The sequence below is a fragment of the Pseudocitrobacter faecalis genome (assembly GCF_965231525.1).
Classification (GTDB): Bacteria; Pseudomonadota; Gammaproteobacteria; order Enterobacterales; family Enterobacteriaceae; genus Pseudocitrobacter; species Pseudocitrobacter faecalis.
Window position 1 is genome coordinate 4,850,940 of the sequence record NZ_CBDDNJ010000002.1, and the last position, 17,822, is coordinate 4,868,761.

Below are 17,822 nucleotides of genomic sequence, written 5' to 3' on the forward strand. Positions count from 1 at the left end.
CCATGATCCTGCTAATTGATAACTACGATTCCTTTACCTGGAACCTTTACCAGTATTTTTGCGAGCTGGGTGCTGAAGTGTTGGTGAAGCGCAACGATGACATCACCCTCGCGCAAATCGATGTACTCAACCCGGCGAAAATCGTGATCTCTCCCGGCCCCTGCACGCCGGATGAGGCGGGAATTTCACTGGCGGTCATTCGCCATTACGCCGGGAAAACGCCGCTGCTGGGCGTGTGCCTGGGGCATCAGGCGATTGCGCAGGCGTTTGGCGCGCGCATTGTGCGGGCGCAAAAGGTCATGCACGGCAAAACCTCGCCCATCACGCATAACGGGCAGGGCGTTTTTCAGGGGCTGAATAACCCTTTGACCGTCACCCGCTACCATTCCCTGCTGATCGAGCCGGCTACGCTACCGGAAAACTTCGAGGTGACCGCGCGCAGTGAAAGCGGCGAGATCATGGGCATTCGCCATCGCCAGTGGGATATCGAGGGCGTGCAGTTCCACCCGGAAAGTATTCTCAGCGAACAAGGGCATGCGCTGCTGGCAAACTTCCTTAATCGCTAATTTAGTCATTGCTATCAAGTGATTTTTTATGCATATTTTGTGATTATAATTTCATAATCATTGCTGCATAATCACAGAAGGGCATGACATGACAACCAAACAACCTGCAATTACCCGCGCGACATTCGATCAGGTGATCCTGCCAATTTATGCACCGGCGGAGTTTATCCCGGTAAAAGGCAAAGGTAGCCGCGTGTGGGATCAGCAGGGGAAAGAGTACGTCGATTTCGCGGGCGGGATTGCCGTAACGGCGCTGGGGCATTGCCATCCGGCGCTGGTTGAGGCGCTGAAATCGCAGGGCGAAACCCTGTGGCACACCAGTAACGTGTTCACCAACGAACCGGCGCTACGTCTGGGTCAGAAGCTGGTGGACGCTACCTTTGCCGAGCGCGTGGTGTTCATGAACTCCGGTACAGAAGCCAACGAAACCGCGTTTAAACTGGCGCGTTACTACGCCTCCACGCGTCATAGCCCGTACAAAAGCAAGATTATTGCTTTCCACAACGCTTTCCATGGTCGCTCGCTGTTTACGGTTTCCGTCGGCGGTCAGCCAAAATATTCCGATGGCTTTGGCCCGAAACCGGCGGATATCGTCCATGTTCCGTTTAACGATTTGCACGCGGTTGAAGCGGTGATTGACGACCATACTTGCGCGATTGTGGTGGAACCTGTTCAGGGTGAAGGTGGCGTGCTGGCCGCTACGCCGGAATTTTTACAGGGGCTGCGGGATCTGTGCGATAAGCATCAGGCGCTGTTAGTGTTTGATGAAGTGCAGAGCGGTATGGGGCGTACTGGTTCGCTGTTCGCGTACATGCACTATGGCGTGACGCCGGATATCCTCACCAGCGCGAAAGCATTGGGCGGCGGTTTCCCGATTAGCGCCATGCTCACCACCGAAGAGATTGCCAGCGCATTCCATGTTGGCTCCCACGGCTCGACCTACGGTGGTAACCCACTGGCGTGCGCCGTGGCAGGGGCGGCATTCGATATTATCAATACGCCTGACGTACTCGATGGCGTTCATACCAAACGCGAACGTTTCGTGAAGCATTTGCAGGATATCGACGCGAAGTATGATGTCTTCAGCGATATTCGCGGAATGGGCCTGCTGATTGGCGCGGAGTTGAAAGAACCGTATAAAGGCCGCGCGCGTGAATTCCTTTATGCGGCCGCTGATGCCGGTGTCATGGTGCTGAACGCCGGGCCGGACGTGATGCGTTTCGCGCCGTCGCTGGTGGTGGAAGAGAAAGATATCGACGAGGGTATGACGCGCTTTGCACAGGCGGTGGCGAAAGTCGTCAGTTGATATGCCGGTTTAGCCAGATACCGTGCCGTGGCCGCTGACGCCATGCCACCGACGAAATGGTGTGCATGGTGTTGAGGTGGCCCAGAACACGCTGGAGATGCTGTTCCATGGTGCTGAGTGGCCCGTGGGACAGCGTATCCGGTGACTCCATGATGTTCACATCCCCGCTACTGCCCGATTCATCATACTCCAGCCGCTGCTGACAGCGTTGCAGGGCGACTTCACACGATTCCAGATAACGCTGCATCAGCTCCGGTGAGAGCGTATCGTGCTCACGCGCCAGCGTGGTCATGGCGTTGATATGTTCAACGATGAACTGGCTGTGCGTCACCCAAAGTTTCATATCTTCCAGATAGTGCGTATTAAAGCCCGGCTCCTGCATTGCCTGATTGAGTGAGTTAAACAGGGCGTTATGCGCCTGATTGACGCGCATACGTTGATACGCCAGTTTTTCGGCAGGAGGGTCGTCACTCAAAATTAACTGTATTGCTTCCTGATCCGCTTCCAGCGCGGAGTGTGCATTTTTGCGCAGCAGGCCACTTTGCCACTGCGGCCACAGCCACAGCATGCCGCCAAAAGCAATCAGGCAGCCGATAATGGTGTCGGCGAAACGCGCTACGATAAACTGCTCGCCGTTGAGCGTCAGCAATTGCAGGGTGTACACCGCCGTAATGGTGAAACCGACCGTCGCCCAGCCGTAGCTTTTGCGAATAATCAGATAGCTTATCAGGGTGATCACCAGCATTGCGGTCAGCGCAAACCCTTCCGGGAAATGGTAGTGCAACGTTACGGCGGCAATCACCAGCCCCGCCAGCGTGCCTGCCGCTCGGTGGAAGATACGCACGCGTGTCGCGCCGTAGCCGTTTTGTGTCACCAGCAGCACGGTCATTAAGATCCAATAGGGTTTTGGCAGATGCAGCGCCGCCCCCATCAGGCTGGCGATGCTCAACATGACGCTTAAGCGCGCAGCATTACGCAGCGCGGGCGATTTCAGCGACAGATAGCTTTTCAGCGCCGGGAACAGGGGCAGGCGACGTTCTTTGTCGGCCATCAGGTTTCGCGGATAAAGGGGGCGCTGCGCGCGCAACACTTTGGCGATGCGGCTGAAGTGCCAGGCGCAGAACTGCCCGACCGGGTTATCCGGATGCTGACGGGCAATTTTCTCCAGCGCGCCAATTTGTTTATCCATGTTGAAGCGCGTCGGGAAGCGGTGATAGAGAATATCATCGGCCATGACCCGCAGGCGTGCGGCGACGGTCTGCGCGTTCCAGCGAATCACCGCTTCGGCGTGGCTACGCTCAACCAGCTTTTGCACCTCTTCCGGCTGATGCAGGCTCACTGAAATGTGCTCCTGCAAATCCAGCCCCATCTGGAAGGCGCGCAGCAGACGCTTGTAATCATTGTGTTGATTGGCTGCCAGCATATGCATTTGCTGGTAACACTGGGAAATCAGATCGACCACTTTCTGCTGACGGTTAAGCAACGGCGGCAGGGCGGTATTGGGATCGGTATGTTGCGTCAGCAAGCTATATTTAGCTTCGCAGTACTCGGCCAGTTGGCGATAGAGCAGGCTCAACGACTCGCGCAGCGGTTGTTCACGCCACAACCAGAACCAAAACCAGTTAAACAGCCCGTACCACAACGTGCCGAGCGCGTAGATAAGTAGCGGCTCCCAGATGGGCATATTGCCCGCCAGGCTCAGGGTAAAAATGGCGGCTATCAGCGAGGCCGGAAGTAATCGCCCGTGCAGGGCGCTGATTTCGGCGGTAACGCCCAGCACCATCGCCAGCCCGGTGAGGATAAACGGTAGCGGGATATCATCGGCCAGCAGCAGTTGCACAATCAGGCTGCAACCAGCGAACAGCGACCCACCGATAATCAGGCGTTTGAAGAAGCGTTTATGAGGAGTATCCAGCCCGGCGATGTTGCAGCAGGCAGGCACCAAAGAAAACAGTAAACCGTGTTGAAGTTGGCCGAGGATCAGGCCGACGGCGACCGGCAAACATAACACCAGCGTTTGCCGCAGTGCATAGTTGACTTCCGGGTGGTAAATCAGCCTGCGCCACATAAGAGACAAAAACGGCGTATTGTGCGAACAATACGCCGTCAGACGAGATTAACGCGTGCCGTAAACGACGATCGTTTTACCGTGTGCAGAGATCAGGTTCTGATCTTCCAGCATCTTCAGGATGCGGCCCACTGTTTCGCGGGAGCAGCCGACGATCTGACCGATTTCCTGACGGGTAATTTTGATCTGCATACCGTCCGGGTGGGTCATGGCATCCGGCTGTTTCGCCAGATTCAGCAGCGTCTGCGCGATACGACCGGTTACGTCGAGGAACGCCAGGTTACCGACTTTCTCAGAGGTCACCTGCAGACGGCGCGCCATCTGAGAGGAGAGACGCATCAGGATATCCGGGTTAACCTGGATAAGCTGACGGAATTTTTTGTAGGAGATTTCAGCCACTTCACAGGCGGTTTTCGCCCGAACCCAGGCGCTACGTTCCTGACCTTCTTCAAACAGGCCCAGTTCGCCGATGAAATCGCCCTGGTTGAGGTAGGAAAGGATCATCTCTTTGCCTTCCTCATCCTTGATGAGTACTGCCACGGAGCCTTTAACGATGTAATACAGCGTTTCCGCTTTTTCACCCTGGTGAATCAGCGTGCTCTTCGATGGGTACTTATGAATGTGGCAATGAGACAAGAACCATTCGAGTGTCGGGTCTGTTTGCGGTTTGCCAAGCACCATGCGCGGTTATCCTCTGTTATAAGCTATCGCCAGCGGCATAAATCAGGCCGCCACTGGTTGAAATAATATCCTTCCCTCTACCTGGGAAGTTGGCCGTCAAAGATTGTCGCGACCAGTAAGTGATGTCCTCTGCATACATGCAGTACGTTTATGTATCTCTGTAGCATCCCGACTGTTTTAGCATAGCTTTCGCCGTGTGTCTCCTGGTGTCTCGCTTCAGCATGACCCAGGTCTACTTCCGTTGCGAGATTTGTTATGTGCGCGTAATCTGACAATAAATTTGCAACTCTGGAGTGACAATTATGCAAGCGCGTGTGAAATGGGTGGAAGGGTTAACCTTCCTGGGTGAGTCGGCTTCCGGGCACCAGATTTTGATGGATGGCAACTCAGGTGATAAAGCGCCAAGCCCCATGGAAGTCGTGCTGATGGCGGCGGGTGGCTGTAGCGCCATCGACGTGGTGTCTATTTTGCAAAAGGGCCGCTATGACGTGACCGATTGTGAAGTTAAATTGACGTCTGAACGCCGTGAAGAAGCGCCGCGTCTGTTCACGCATATTAATCTGCACTTCATAGTGACCGGCAAAGAGCTGAAAGATGCGGCGGTGTCCCGTGCCGTAGATTTGTCGGCTGAGAAATATTGTTCAGTGGCGCTGATGCTGGGCAAAGCGGTGAACATTACCCATTCTTATGAGGTGGTGGAGGGGTAAGTTGACGGCCCCCCTCACTCCGGCCCTCTCCCAGAGGGAGAGGGAGAAAACCGCACAATCGGTACCCTCTCCCTCTGGGAGAGGGTTAGGGTGAGGGGCCCAGCCCGCACCGTTCACCCAATCTTCTTCCCTTCCATCAATCTCTGCACCAGCGGCGTCATGATCAATTCCATCGCCAGCCCCATCTTGCCGCCGGGAACGACCAGCGTATTCATATGCGAGATGAATGATCCCTGCAGCATCGCCAGCAGCCAGGGGAAATCGATATTGTCGAGATTGCGGAAGTGGATCACCACAAAGCTCTCATCCAGTGACGGAATGCCTTTGGCGGCGAACGGGTCAGAGGTGTCGACCGTCGGGACGCGCTGGAAGTTGAGATGTGTGCGTGAGAACTGCGGCGTGATGAAGTTGATGTAATCTTCCATTGAGCGCACGACGGAATCCATCACCGCCTCGCGGGAGTGACCGCGCTCGCTGGTGTCGCGGATCATCTTCTGGATCCACTCCAGGTTAACGATTGGCACTACGCCGACCAGTAAATCCACATGTTTCGCCACATCGTGATGCGGCGTCACCACGCCACCGTGCAGCCCTTCAAAAAACAGCACGTCGGTTGGCTCTGGCAGAGGTTGCCACGGGGTGAAGGTTCCCGGCACCTGATTCCACGGCACCGCTTCATCGTAGGTATGCAGATATTTTCGCGACTGTCCGGTGCCGCTGTGCCCGTACTCGCGGAACGTCTGTTCCAGCAGGCTGAAGTCGTTGGCATCCGGGCCGAAGTAGCTGATATGGCGCCCCATATCGCGCGCCTTACGGATGGCTAAGTCCATTTCCGGACGCGTGTAGCGGTGAAAACTGTCGCCTTCCACCTCTGCGGCGTGAAGCTTAAGCTGGGCGAAAATTTTGCGGAACGCGAGGCTGGTGGTGGTGGTTCCCGCCCCGCTGGAACCCGTGACGGCGATAACCGGATGTTTGGCAGACATAGCGAACAACTCCCGAGTCGGTAAGATTAACCGCGAAACTGGCTGCGGGGCATGATGTTGACGGTTTCATGAAGTTCCGACCACACCAGAACCGCTTCGCCGCGTTGTAGTTGCTGTTTTACGTCGGCGACCTTTTGCGCAAGTGAACGTTCATATTCACCATAATCGGTGCCTTCACGCAACACAAAGCTTTCAATCAGGTTATCGAGCGTTTCAGGGTCGATATCTTGCCAGGGAATGATCATCTTTCACCTCCAAGCCACGGCATCAGCCAGTCGGGAATACGTCTCTCCAGCCACATTTGCGGTCGCCGGAAGGTACCGCCGATAAAGCCAACGTGGCCGCCATGTTCCGTTAACTGGTATTCGACGCAGGCAGGAAGTGTGTCAGCGTCAGGGATAACGTGGTGATCCATAAACGGATCATCCTTCGCGTGAATAATCAGCGTCGGAATCGCTATCTGATTGAGCAACGGCATGGCGCTACATTGACGATAATAGTCGATAGCGTCGGCGAAACCGTGAATTTTGGCGGTGATCAGGTCATCAAATTCACGAATTTTGCGCACGCGCTTAAGCTGGCGTAAATCGACCGGCAGCGTGCCGGGATACGCCGCCAGTTTGCGCGACGCGTTGCCTTTTAGCAGGTTGAGCAAATAGCGCTGATACACCCGCGAAAAGCCTTTTTCCATATGGTAACTACAGGCTTCCAGCACGAACGGCGCGGAGACGATCACCGCTGCATCCAGCGGTACCGTGTGGCCTTCTTTCGCCAGCAGACAGGCGAGCATATTGCCGCCGAGCGAATACCCGACCGCCGCCGTGGGCGCCTCACCCAGTTCCTGCTTCAGCCAGTTTAAAAACCAGGTGCCATCTTCTGTTTCACCGGAGTGATAAATACGGTTAAGGCGATTCGGTTCGCCACTGCAGCCGCGAAAATGCATCACCACGCCGAGCCAGCCGCGTTCTTTCGCCGCCTGAATCAGGCCGTGCGCATAGGGGCTGTGCAGGCTGCCTTCCAGACCGTGGAACACCACCAGACGCGGCTTGTGCTTCGCCTGCATCGGGTCTTCGCTCCAGGCAATATCCAGAAAGTCGCCGTCAGGTAAATCGAGGCGCTGCCAGTGCGGCGTAAAGTGTAGCCGACGGCGGATAAGCCTCGGCAGCATAGTTTGCAGATGTGGGTTGCTGATGCCAGGCATCGGACGAAAGGATGAGGAGTCGTCCTGCGGGACATCAAACTCTGCGGGAGTAATTTGGGCCATAACGTTGCGATGTTCTCTTTTAATCTGCTGACTACTATACCGTCACTTTTTGATTGTGTTTAAAAAAATGGGCGGTGGTAGCCTCTTTTACTCCTTTTAGGGTTGACCTGCGTCACAAATTTTTCATGTGATTATTACTCTCAAGCTAATGATTCCTTCCTAAGCTTAATTGATGACTTTCTCACCAGGGTTCAGACTCTTCTCAGTGTTAAGCAAATCAAAATGATTCGCTGAATCAGGAGGTTAATAATGTTATCTGGGCAAACACCCGCACGGGTATGGAACACGCGACGCACCGAGAAACAGCGCCGCCTGGCGTCTGTACCGGTGCAGGGCAAGGTGCTACCGACGGCAGACCTTGTCGCAATGCTGGAAAAACTGATCGCGCCGGGCGACAGAGTGGTATTAGAAGGGAATAACCAAAAACAGGCAGATTTCCTGTCTCGTTCCCTTGCTGAAGTCAACCCGCAGATTGTTCACGACCTGCATATGATCATGCCAAGCGTCGGTCGTAGTGAACACCTCGACATCTTCGAGAAAGGTATCGCCCACAAGCTGGACTTCTCTTTCTCCGGTACGCAAAGCCTGCGTATTTCGCAGCTGTTGGAAGATGGCCTGCTGGAAATCGGTGCAATTCACACCTACATCGAACTCTACTCTCGCCTCTATGTTGACCTGGCCCCGAACGTGGCGCTGATTGCCGGTTTTAAAGCCGACAGCAAAGGCAACCTTTACACCGGCGCCAGTACCGAAGATACGCCAGCGCTGGTTGAAGCGGCCGCCTTCCATGACGGTATCGTCATCGCACAGGTGAACGAACTGGTGGACGACGAATGCGACCTGCCGCGCGTGGATATTCCCGGTTCGTGGATTGATTTCGTGGTCGTTGCGGACAAACCGTTCTTTATCGAACCGCTGTTTACTCGTGACCCGCGTCTGATTAAACAAGAACACATCCTGATGGCGATGATGGCGATTAAAGGCATCTACGCAGAGCATCAGGTGCAGTCACTCAACCACGGTATCGGTTTTAACACCGCCGCGATTGAACTGCTGCTGCCAACCTACGGCGAACAGCTCGGCCTGAAAGGCAAAATCTGTAAACACTGGACGCTTAACCCGCATCCGACGCTGATCCCGGCGATTGAGAGCGGTTGGGTGGAAAGTGTGCACTGCTTCGGTGGTGAACTGGGAATGGAAGAGTACATCCGCGCCCGTCCTGACGTGTTCTTTACCGGTGCCGATGGTTCAATGCGTTCTAACCGCGCGTTCTGCCAGTTAGCAGGTCAGTACGCGGTGGATATGTTCATCGGTTCAACGTTACAGGTTGATGGCCTCGCCAACTCCTCGACTGTCACCCGTGGTCGTCTCTCCGGTTTCGGCGGCGCGCCAAACATGGGCCATGACCCGCACGGTCGTCGTCATGCAACGCCTGCCTGGCTGAACATGATCACCGAACCAGACCCAATGCAGCGCGGTAAAAAACTCGTCGTTCAGATGGTGGAAACCTTCCAGGCGGGTGTGAAACCGACCTTCGTCGAAACGCTGGATGCCGTTGAAGTGGCGAAATCCTCCGGGATGCCGCTGGCGCCGGTCATGATTTACGGCGATGACGTGACCCACGTGCTGACCGAAGAAGGTATCGCTTACCTCTACCGTGCGGAAAGCCTGGAAGAGCGTCGCGCGATGGTCGCCGCCGTTGCCGGTATTACCGATATTGGCCTTGGCGTTGACGCCAAACGCGTCGCTGAGCTGCGTAAGAGCGGCAAAGTGGTTTATCCGGAAGATATGGGCATTCGCCGTACCGACGCCACCCGTTCCCTGCTGGCTGCCAGCAGCGTGTCCGACCTGGTGGAATGGTCCGGTGGTTTGTACAACCCACCTGCGAAATTCCGGAGCTGGTAATGAAACTTCTGCCACAGATTCAGGTTGAAGGCGGTGCCGAATGGCTGGCGCGAACCGCCACGCAATGTCTTGTCGACGAAGCACGTTTAAGCCCGAAACCCGGTCTGGTGGACAGCCGGGGCAGCGGGGCGCATCACGACCTGACGCTGGCGCTGATGGAGCGTTCCGCCCACAGCCTGACCCCAACGTTTCATGCCCTGGCGCAGCAAAGCTGGCAGCGTCCGGCGGATGTTGCGCTCAGACAAACCATTGGGCGGCTGGGACGCGAAGGCGAGCAACAGATGATGGCCGCCACCCAGGGTGTAAATACTCACCGTGGCGCAATTTGGGCGCTGGGTCTGCTGGTTAGCGCGGTGGCGATGCTCGGCGGTGCTGGTACGGCGAAAGCCATCAGCACCACGGCGGCGAAACTGGCGATGTTGCCGGATGCTGTCGCGCCGAAAGTGTTCAGCAAAGGGCTTCGTGCCACCCACCGCTATCGAGTGCCGGGCGCGAGAGAAGAAGCGCAACAGGCTTTCCCGCATGTGATGCAGCGTGCATTGCCGCAGCTTCGTTTAAGCCGCCTGAACGGCAGCAGCGAAACGCACGCCAGGCTGGATGCGCTGATGGCGATCATGACCTCGCTCAGCGACACCTGCGTGCTCTCGCGTAGCGGAATGCACGGCCTGGAAACCATGCAAAACGGCGCGCGTTCTGTCCTGCTGGCTGGCGGCACCGCACAGCCCGAAGGGCGCGAGGCGCTGGCAAAGCTGGATGCACAAATGCTGGCGCTCAACGCTTCACCGGGCGGCGCTGCCGACCTGCTGGCCGCCACGCTGTTTCTCGACCGTATTGACGCGTCTTCCGCGCCTTATTTACCGAATTAAGAGGATGTTATGGAACACATTACGATCTCTTTGCCTGCCAGCCGCACACTAAGCGGCAAAGCACTGGCAGGCGTTGTGGGCTCCGGGGATATGGAGGTGTTATTCACCGCCGACCAGGAGAAAACCCTGACAATTGATATCACCACCTCGGTGGACAACAGCCGCGCCCGTTGGGAAGCGCTGTTCAACCGCCTGAGCCTTGTGAGCGAACTGCCATCCGGCAAGCTGGTTGTCCACGATTTTGGTGCAACACCGGGCGTGGCTCGCATTCGTATCGAACAGGTCTTTGAGGAGGTGAGCTATGCGTGATGACCGCAGTTTTATCGAATTAAAAGCACGTCAGCGTGCGCACGCGCTGCTGGATGACGGCAGCTATCGCGAACTGCTGGACCCGTTCGAAGGCATTGTTTCACCGTGGCTTGGGCCGCAGGGCATCGTGCCGCAGGCCGATGACGGCATGGTTGTCGCCAAAGGCACCATCAACGGTCAACCGGCCGTGGTTGTGGCGATTGAAGGCGCGTTCCAGGGCGGCAGCATGGGCGAAGTCTCCGGTGCCAAAATGGCGGCGGCGCTTGAACTGGCGGCGGAAGATAACCGTAACGGTATCCCAACACAGGCCGTACTTTGCCTCGAAACCGGTGGTGTGCGTTTACAGGAAGCTAACCTCGGCCTGGCGGCAATTGCCGATATCCATGCCGCGATTGTTGACCTGCGCCGTTATACCCCGGTGATCGGGATTGTCGCCGGTACCGTAGGTTGCTTCGGCGGGATGTCTATCGCTGCTGCGCTTTGCAGCTATCTGATTGTCACCCGCGAAGCGCGTCTCGGCCTGAACGGCCCGCAGGTTATCGAACAGGAAGCCGGGATTGCCGAATATGACTCCCGCGATCGTCCGTTTATCTGGAGCATGACCGGTGGCGAAGTGCGTTATGAAAGCGGGCTGGTCGATGCGCTGGTGGGCGACGGCGTTAACGCGGTGAAAGCGGCGATGAACGACGCGATTGCTAAAGGCGTACCGGCGAAACATCGCACCGATAATTACGACTGGTATCTGAATCGCCTGACGAATTTCGACACCCGCAAACAGGCTGATTCTGAACAGATTAAAGCGCTTTTTGCCCGGGAGGTGAAATGATGAGTAACTCAGTAAGCCGTGGGGCATTGTGGCTGGAAAAACTGGCCCCGAACGCACAACGCGTACAAGGTCTTTGCCCGTCAGTCCAGGCGGCTGATGGCGAAATTAATGGGGAAGCAGTACGTTTTGTGGCAGTTGTTCCCGATGCCAATAACCACTTCCCACGCGCGGCAAAAGGCGAAGTGGGCCTGCTTGAAGGCTGGACGCTGGCGAAAGTGGTCAGCGAAACGGTCGCCGCCGATGCCGATAAAGCGGTTAAACGCCCGATTATCGCGGTGATTGATGTGCCGAGCCAGGCCTATGGCCGTCGTGAAGAAGCGTTCGGTATTCACCAGGCGCTGGCCGGTGCTGCAGGGGCGTATGCCAATGCGCGTCTGGCGGGCCACCCGGTGATTGGTTTGATTGTCGGTAAAGCGATGTCTGGTGCGTTTCTGGCGCACGGCTATCAGGCTAACCAACTGATTGCCTTCAATGATTCCGGCGTGTTGATTCACGCGATGGGCAAAGAGTCTGCCGCGCGTATCACCCTGCGTACCGTTGAAGCGCTGGAAAAACTGGCGGCGACCATTCCGCCGATGGCGTATGACATCAGCAACTACGCCACGCTGGGCCTGCTGGCGAAACTGCTGGATATCAGCAACCCGGATGCCCCAACCGATAACGATCTGACGCAGGTGAACAACACGCTGCAACAGGCCATCAAAGACGCTCGTCAGGACACCTCGCTGAAAAATCGCCTGGGTGCTGACAACCGCCGCAGTTCGGCGCTCGTTCGTGAACGTATGCGCGCCAGCTGGTAAGTAAAAAGAGACCTGCCAGAGTCAACCCCGTGGGCACAGCCGCTGCGCCCACCGGGAGTCTGCACTCTGAAAATAATAACCATCGCGTCAGTGACTTTTCTTTTTAACTACAGGTGATTTATGACTTACGTAATTATTCATGCCCTTGCACCGATTTTCGTGATCATGCTACTGGGATTCTGGGCAGGTAAGGCCAAAATGGTCGATAACAAGAATGTTTCCCTGCTTAATATTTTTGTCATGGATTTCGCACTGCCTGCCGCGCTGTTCAGCGCCACCGTACAAACTCCGTGGGCCGGGATTGTCGCTCAGTCGCCGCTGATTGTGGTACTGACCCTGGCGATGTGGATTATCTACGCGGCTATCTACTTCATGGCCGTGAAAGTCTTCAATAAATCGCCGCAGGATGCTGCCGTGCTGACGCTGACCGTCGCACTGCCGAACTACGCCGCGCTTGGCCTGCCGATTCTGGGCAGTGTGCTGGGTGAAACCCCGGCGACCTCGCTGTCTGTGGCGGTCTCTATTGCCTGTGGTTCCGTACTGATGACGCCGTTCTGCCTGCTGATTCTGGAACGTGAAAAAGCGCGTGCCGAAGGCGGTAACAGCGGTAATACCCTTTCAATGCTTCCGGTGTTGATGTGGCGCTCGCTGAAAAAACCGATCGTCATGGGCCCGTTGCTGGGGGTGATCCTCTCCGCAATTGGCATCAAAATGCCGGAAATGCTGCTGGCGTCGATTAAACCGCTGGGCCTGTCGGCAACCGCTGCGGCGCTGTTCCTGACCGGGGTGATCCTCTCTGCGCGTAAACTGCAAATCAACACCATGGTCATTAGTGCGACTATCGCCAAACTGCTGATTCAGCCGTTTATCGCATGGGGTATCGTGCTGGCGTTTGGCCTGCATGGTTCTGTCGCCATCACTGCTATTCTGATGATTGCACTCTCTGCCGGTTTCTTCGGCGTGGTATTCGGTAACCGATTTGGCGTGCAATCGCCGGATGCGGAAGCGGTGCTGCTGCTGAGTTCGGTTCTGTGTATCCTGTCGCTGCCGCTGTTTATCTCGCTGACTTCAGGAATCTAAGTTATGACCACGACATTACGCCCGCACGACCTTATCTGGCTTAATTCCCGCGATGCGCTGGAATCCGTAACAGAGGAGTGGGTAGACGGTATCTGGCATACCGGTCTGCCGGTGGTGGTGCGGCGTGATGTTGATGCGCAGGGGCGCATCCCGGTTGGGGTGCGCGGAATGCGTCGAGACCAGCGTGCCGCAGGGTGGGTTAAACGAGAATCTGTCGTTCGCGTATGCACGCCTGAATCGCTGGTCAATCCCCTCGAATTACTCCGTTCTCCGTTTGTTTCACAGCCTCCCGTACAACTGGCGTTAATGCTGGCCCAACAACGCTGGCCGTGGACGTGGGGCGTCACCGGCAGTACCGGTTATGCGCTGGCAACGGGCATCCCGGTGATCCATGCCGCCAGCGATCTGGATCTGTTGATCCGCGCGCCTGAGCCGTTAACACGCGATGCGCTACAGCGCTGGCAGCAGCAACTGACGGGCGCGCTGTGCCGCGCTGACACCCAGGTGGAAACACCGGAAGGCGCGTTTGCGCTGGCGGAGTGGCTGCGCGATGGCAAAGCGCTGCTGAAAACCAGCCAGGGGCCGCGACTTGTTCGCTCCCCCTGGAGCAGGGAGGAATAATGAAAATTCTGTTTACCTTTCCCGGCCAGGGCACGCAGCATCCCGGCATGTTGCAACACCTGCCCGGTGATGAACTGGCGCAAGCCCGTGAAGTGCTGGGCGATGAGGCGCTGACGCTGGATACGCCCGATGCGCTGAAACATACGCGCGCGGTACAGCTGTCGCTGCTGATTGCGGGCGTTGCCTGGGCGCGTGAGCTGGAGCGGCGTGATGTTGCGCCGGATATCGTCAGCGGTTTGTCGATTGGCGCGTATCCTGCCGCCGTGGTAGCGGGGGCGCTGGATTTCCGTGATGCGCTGACGCTGGTGGCGCTGCGTGGTGATTTGATGGAGCAGGCGTATCCCCACGGTTACGGGTTAACGGCGATTATGGGGTTAACCCTGAGCCAGGTTGAGCCGTTGCTGGAGGGGACGGGAACGTACATCGCCAATCTCAATGCCGAAACCCAGACGGTGATTGCCGGGCCGGATGAAGGCATGGCCATCGTTGCAAAACGCGCGATGGCGAAGGGCGCAACCAAAGCGCCGCGCCTGGCGGTAAGCGTACCGTCGCACTGTGAACTGCTGGCGCAACCGGCGCAGAAGCTGGTGCAGGCATTTAACGGTGTGATGCTTAAGCGTCCGCGTTATGCGTATCTGAGTGGCAGCACCGGGCGCGTATTGTGGCAGCCGGAACGCATCGCTGATGATTTAGCAATGAACATGGCGCGCACCGTGCGCTGGCAGGAGGCGGTCATTTCCGCTAATGAACGCGAAGCGCGGCTGGCGATTGAGATGCCGCCGGGCGGTATTTTGACCTGCTTAACGCGTCAGGCCGCGTGGGAAGGCGAGTCGATTTCGCTGGAGCGTAGCGGCGTGGATGTGGCAGTGCATCTGGCACAGCGGTTGCGCCAGGCCGGATAATGCCTGATGCGCTTATCAGGCCTACGGGGCCGTGTGGCCGTGTGGGATTTCTTCCAGGCTCCGCGCGTACATGCGTCCTTCAGCGGCGAGGGCGCGGAGGTTTGGATCCTGCTCGCGGTTGCGGCTGAACACGATCGCGATGAGCTGCTGCATCTGGTACGGCTGCGACAACTTCAGCAACTGTACTGAACTCTCATACACCTTCTTCATACGCCCCGGCATCAGGGTAAAACCGACTCCTGCCTGCACTAAACTCAACATCGAGAAAATATCATTCACCCTTGTCACGATCTCCGGTTCAAACCCGGCGATATGAAACGCTTCCTGAAAACCGGCGTAGGTGGCAAACCCTTCCGCCAGCGAGACAAACTTCTGGTCACGATAATCACGCAGATCGGCGAGTGAGTCGGTATTCAGCGAGGCTGAGGCAGGCGCGGCGAGAAAAATATCATCGTGGAACAGCGGCAGCACTTCCATGTTGTTGCGGTCGATATCGCTCTCAGAGATAGAGATGATGATTGCATCCAGCGTGCCGTCTTCCAGCATATGCAGCAAGGTGTCGTTAGAGCCCATTGTGAGGTCAAGCTCCAGATCCGGACGCCGCAATTTCATCCCCATGATCAGGCGCGGCACGGTTTCCAGTGTCAGTGAATAGAGCGTGCCGACGCGCAGACGCCCCTGACCAACACCCGCCGTTTTACGCGCCTCTTCCAGACCGCGCGCCATCAACTGGGTCACTTCCTGGCAATACTCCAGCAGCGTCCAGGCCGCCGGAAGTGCGACGAGATTGCGGCCTTTATGGATGAACAACGGACAACGAACATTCTCTTCCAGCGTGTGCAGCGCGCGATGCACGCTTACGCCGCTGAGTTCCAGCGCTTCAGCAGTCCGCGCGATATTGCCCTTCTCCATAAAGGTCATGAAGATGGCCAGCTTGCGGAATGTGATGTCGTTGGTCGTGACCGGGTTCATGGTGTGTCGCCTTTATTCGCTCTGAAGCATCGCTTCCAGTTGTTCCTGCGCGTCCAGCCAGGCCATCTCTGCGTCTTCCAGCCCTGCTTTTGCCTGCGCCTGCTGTTGCAGACATTCGGTCAGTTCAGCTTTGCGGCTCTGATCGTAAAGGTCGCTGTCGCCCAGTTTCTCTTCAGCGCTGGCAAGCTGCGCGTTGAGTTTCTCCATCTCTTTTTCCAGGCGGGCGATCTCCTTGCGCAGTGGCTGCGTAAGCGTACGCAGCTCGGCTTCACGACGTTTCTGATCTTTACGTGCCTGGGCGCTGTTGACGTTATCTTTCGGTGCGTCCTCTGCCTGCGCTTCTTGTTTTTGCGAATCGCTCAGCCACTTCTGATAATCCTCCAGGTCGCCGTCGAACGGTTCGACTTTGCCATCGTGCACCAGATAGAGATCATCGGTGGTCGAGCGCAGCAGGTGACGGTCGTGCGAGACAACGACCAGTGCGCCTTCAAACTCAATCAATGCTTCAGTCAACGCCTGACGCATATCGAGGTCAAGGTGGTTGGTTGGTTCATCGAGCAGCAGCAGGTTCGGGCGCTGCCAGACGATTAACGCCAGCACCAGGCGTGCTTTTTCGCCGCCGGAGAAACGCCCGGTTGGCTCGCTCACTTTGTCGCCCTGGAAGCCGAAACCGCCGAGGTAGTCACGCAGCTTCTGCTCTAACTCCTGCGGCGCTAAGCGCGCGAGATGTTGAATTGGGGATTCATCGGCACGCAGGAACTCCAGTTGATGCTGAGCAAAGTAGCCAAGCTTAATGCCTTTCGCCAGACCAATCTCGCCGCTTATTGGGGCAAGTTCCCCCGCCAGCATTTTAATCAGCGTCGATTTACCCGCGCCGTTACGCCCAAGCAGGCCAATGCGTGAGCCGGGTACCAGATTCAGTTTAATAGAGTCGAGAATAATGCGCTCGCCGTAGCCCGCGCTGACTTTCTCCATTTTAAGAAGCGGGCTTGGCAGGCTTTCTGGCGCGCGGAAACTAAAGTGGAACGGGTTATCGACGTGCGCCGGGGCGATAAGCTCCATACGTTCCAGCATTTTTACGCGGCTTTGTGCCTGTTTCGCTTTGCTGGCTTTGGCTTTAAAGCGGTCGATGAAGCTTTGCAGATGCGCGACGCGCTGCTGCTGGCTTTCATAGGTGGCCTGCTGCTGGGCAAGACGCGTAGCACGCTGACGCTCAAAGGAGCTGTAGTTCCCGGTGTACTCGAACATCGACTGCTGTTCGATATGAATAATTTTGTCGACGATCGGATCGAGGAAGTCGCGGTCATGGGAAATCAGGATCAGCGTGCCCTGATAGCTCTTCAGCCATTTCTCCAGCCAGATAACCGCGTCAAGATCGAGGTGGTTGGTCGGTTCATCAAGCAGCAGTAAATCGGAACGGCAAATCAGCGCCTGCGCCAGGTTTAAACGCATACGCCAACCGCCCGAAAAGTCGCTGACCGGGTTGTTCAACTGCTCATTACTGAAGCCAAGACCATGCAGCAGACTGGACGCACGTGAGCGGATGGTCCACGCGTCGATGGCGTCCAGCTTTCCGTGTACGGTGGCGATGGCGTGGCCATCGTTGCGCTCGTTGGCGGCATTCAGTTGCGCTTCAAGCTGACGATATTCGCGATCGCCGTCAATAACATACTCCAGCGCGGGCTCCGCAAGGGCAGGCGTTTCCTGATTCACCCAGGCCAGTTGCCAGTTGCCAGGGAAGGTAAAGCTACCGCCATCGGCGCTTAACTCGTTCTTCAATAACGCCAGCAGCGTGGATTTGCCGCAGCCGTTTTTCCCCACCAGGCCGACTTTTTGCCCTGGGTTGATGGTGGCCGTTGCGTTGTCCAGCAGGACGCGCACGCCGCGTCGAATTTGTAACGAGGAGAAAACAATCATAAGGCGCCGTATGTTCTGGGTATGTTAAATTGTCATTGTGATAATGTAA

The 17,822-nt window shown here is 56.7% G+C and carries 18 protein-coding genes; 11 read left to right on the top strand and 7 right to left on the bottom strand.

The window, feature by feature from the left end; translation table 11 throughout:
- The first annotated feature begins 2 nt into the window (after positions 1 to 2).
- Positions 3 to 566, top strand: a complete 564-nt coding sequence (gene pabA, locus ACOXYR_RS23295) for an aminodeoxychorismate synthase component 2 (RefSeq protein WP_421356272.1) — start codon at positions 3 to 5, stop codon at positions 564 to 566.
- Between the two features lie 88 nt (positions 567 to 654).
- Positions 655 to 1,872, top strand: coding sequence for a bifunctional acetylornithine/succinyldiaminopimelate transaminase (argD, locus tag ACOXYR_RS23300; protein ID WP_108476620.1), 1,218 nt, complete (start codon positions 655 to 657; stop codon positions 1,870 to 1,872).
- Here the strand turns inward: argD and ACOXYR_RS23305 are convergent.
- Both ACOXYR_RS23305 and crp read right to left on the bottom strand, forming a co-directional pair.
- A complete protein-coding gene (locus ACOXYR_RS23305) occupies positions 1,865 to 3,940 on the bottom strand; it encodes a YccS/YhfK family putative transporter (protein WP_108476621.1) in 2,076 nt (691 codons plus the stop codon). The genes argD and ACOXYR_RS23305 overlap by 8 nt on opposite strands.
- 48 nt (positions 3,941 to 3,988) lie before the next feature.
- The gene (gene crp / locus ACOXYR_RS23310; RefSeq protein ID WP_000242758.1) at positions 3,989 to 4,621 is read right to left on the bottom strand and encodes a cAMP-activated global transcriptional regulator CRP; all 633 of its coding nucleotides are present in this window, start codon (positions 4,619 to 4,621) and stop codon (positions 3,989 to 3,991) included.
- A 302-nt stretch (positions 4,622 to 4,923) separates the two neighbouring features.
- Here crp and ACOXYR_RS23315 point away from each other — a divergent pair, with 302 nt between their 5' ends.
- The gene (locus tag ACOXYR_RS23315) at positions 4,924 to 5,328 is read left to right on the top strand and encodes an OsmC family protein (protein ID WP_108476622.1); all 405 of its coding nucleotides are present in this window, start codon (positions 4,924 to 4,926) and stop codon (positions 5,326 to 5,328) included.
- A 113-nt stretch (positions 5,329 to 5,441) separates the two neighbouring features.
- On the opposite strand, the gene ACOXYR_RS23320 is transcribed toward ACOXYR_RS23315, so the two are convergent.
- From ACOXYR_RS23320 to ACOXYR_RS23330, 3 genes are read right to left on the bottom strand one after another with little or no spacing between them, the layout of a single operon-like run.
- Positions 5,442 to 6,311: a phosphoribulokinase gene (locus tag ACOXYR_RS23320; RefSeq protein WP_421356273.1), complete on the bottom strand. Its 870-nt coding sequence runs from the start codon at positions 6,309 to 6,311 to the stop codon at positions 5,442 to 5,444.
- 26 nt (positions 6,312 to 6,337) lie between these two features.
- Positions 6,338 to 6,556 (bottom strand): YheU family protein, encoded by a 219-nt coding sequence (locus ACOXYR_RS23325; RefSeq protein WP_108476624.1) that lies wholly within the window; start codon positions 6,554 to 6,556, stop codon positions 6,338 to 6,340.
- Positions 6,553 to 7,575, bottom strand: a complete 1,023-nt coding sequence (locus ACOXYR_RS23330; RefSeq protein ID WP_415729300.1) for a hydrolase — start codon at positions 7,573 to 7,575, stop codon at positions 6,553 to 6,555. Before ACOXYR_RS23330 ends, ACOXYR_RS23325 begins: the two co-directional genes overlap by 4 nt.
- A 249-nt stretch (positions 7,576 to 7,824) precedes the next feature.
- On the opposite strand from ACOXYR_RS23330, the gene mdcA reads away from it, so the two are divergent.
- The 8 genes from mdcA (at position 7,825) to mdcH (ending at position 14,884) form a co-directional block, all read left to right on the top strand.
- The gene (gene mdcA / locus ACOXYR_RS23335) at positions 7,825 to 9,480 is read left to right on the top strand and encodes a malonate decarboxylase subunit alpha (protein WP_108476626.1); all 1,656 of its coding nucleotides are present in this window, start codon (positions 7,825 to 7,827) and stop codon (positions 9,478 to 9,480) included.
- Positions 9,480 to 10,346 (top strand): triphosphoribosyl-dephospho-CoA synthase, encoded by an 867-nt coding sequence (locus ACOXYR_RS23340; protein ID WP_421356274.1) that lies wholly within the window; start codon positions 9,480 to 9,482, stop codon positions 10,344 to 10,346. The genes mdcA and ACOXYR_RS23340 overlap by 1 nt, the downstream gene beginning before the upstream one ends.
- A gap of 9 nt (positions 10,347 to 10,355) precedes the next feature.
- On the top strand, positions 10,356 to 10,655 hold the full coding sequence (gene mdcC / locus ACOXYR_RS23345; protein ID WP_015962716.1) for a malonate decarboxylase acyl carrier protein: 300 nt from the start codon (positions 10,356 to 10,358) through the stop codon (positions 10,653 to 10,655).
- Positions 10,648 to 11,481, top strand: coding sequence for a biotin-independent malonate decarboxylase subunit beta (locus ACOXYR_RS23350; RefSeq protein ID WP_350436287.1), 834 nt, complete (start codon positions 10,648 to 10,650; stop codon positions 11,479 to 11,481). Before mdcC ends, ACOXYR_RS23350 begins: the two co-directional genes overlap by 8 nt.
- The gene (gene mdcE / locus ACOXYR_RS23355) at positions 11,481 to 12,281 is read left to right on the top strand and encodes a biotin-independent malonate decarboxylase subunit gamma (protein WP_421356276.1); all 801 of its coding nucleotides are present in this window, start codon (positions 11,481 to 11,483) and stop codon (positions 12,279 to 12,281) included. The genes ACOXYR_RS23350 and mdcE overlap by 1 nt, the downstream gene beginning before the upstream one ends.
- 120 nt (positions 12,282 to 12,401) lie before the next feature.
- On the top strand, positions 12,402 to 13,361 hold the full coding sequence (locus tag ACOXYR_RS23360; protein ID WP_421356275.1) for an AEC family transporter: 960 nt from the start codon (positions 12,402 to 12,404) through the stop codon (positions 13,359 to 13,361).
- Positions 13,362 to 13,364: 3 nt separating this feature from the next.
- On the top strand, positions 13,365 to 13,982 hold the full coding sequence (locus ACOXYR_RS23365) for a malonate decarboxylase holo-ACP synthase (protein WP_113858447.1): 618 nt from the start codon (positions 13,365 to 13,367) through the stop codon (positions 13,980 to 13,982).
- Complete coding sequence (gene mdcH / locus ACOXYR_RS23370) at positions 13,982 to 14,884, top strand: malonate decarboxylase subunit epsilon (protein WP_108476632.1); 903 nt, start codon at positions 13,982 to 13,984, stop codon at positions 14,882 to 14,884. The genes ACOXYR_RS23365 and mdcH overlap by 1 nt, the downstream gene beginning before the upstream one ends.
- Before the next feature lie 21 nt (positions 14,885 to 14,905).
- On the opposite strand, the gene ACOXYR_RS23375 is transcribed toward mdcH, so the two are convergent.
- Positions 14,906 to 15,856 carry a LysR family transcriptional regulator gene (locus ACOXYR_RS23375; RefSeq protein ID WP_108476633.1) on the bottom strand — a complete coding sequence of 317 codons (951 nt, stop codon included), beginning with the start codon at positions 15,854 to 15,856 and terminating at the stop codon, positions 14,906 to 14,908.
- Positions 15,857 to 15,868: 12 nt separating this feature from the next.
- Positions 15,869 to 17,773 carry an ABC transporter ATP-binding protein gene (locus ACOXYR_RS23380; protein WP_108476634.1) on the bottom strand — a complete coding sequence of 635 codons (1,905 nt, stop codon included), beginning with the start codon at positions 17,771 to 17,773 and terminating at the stop codon, positions 15,869 to 15,871.
- Positions 17,774 to 17,822: the final 49 nt, after the last annotated feature.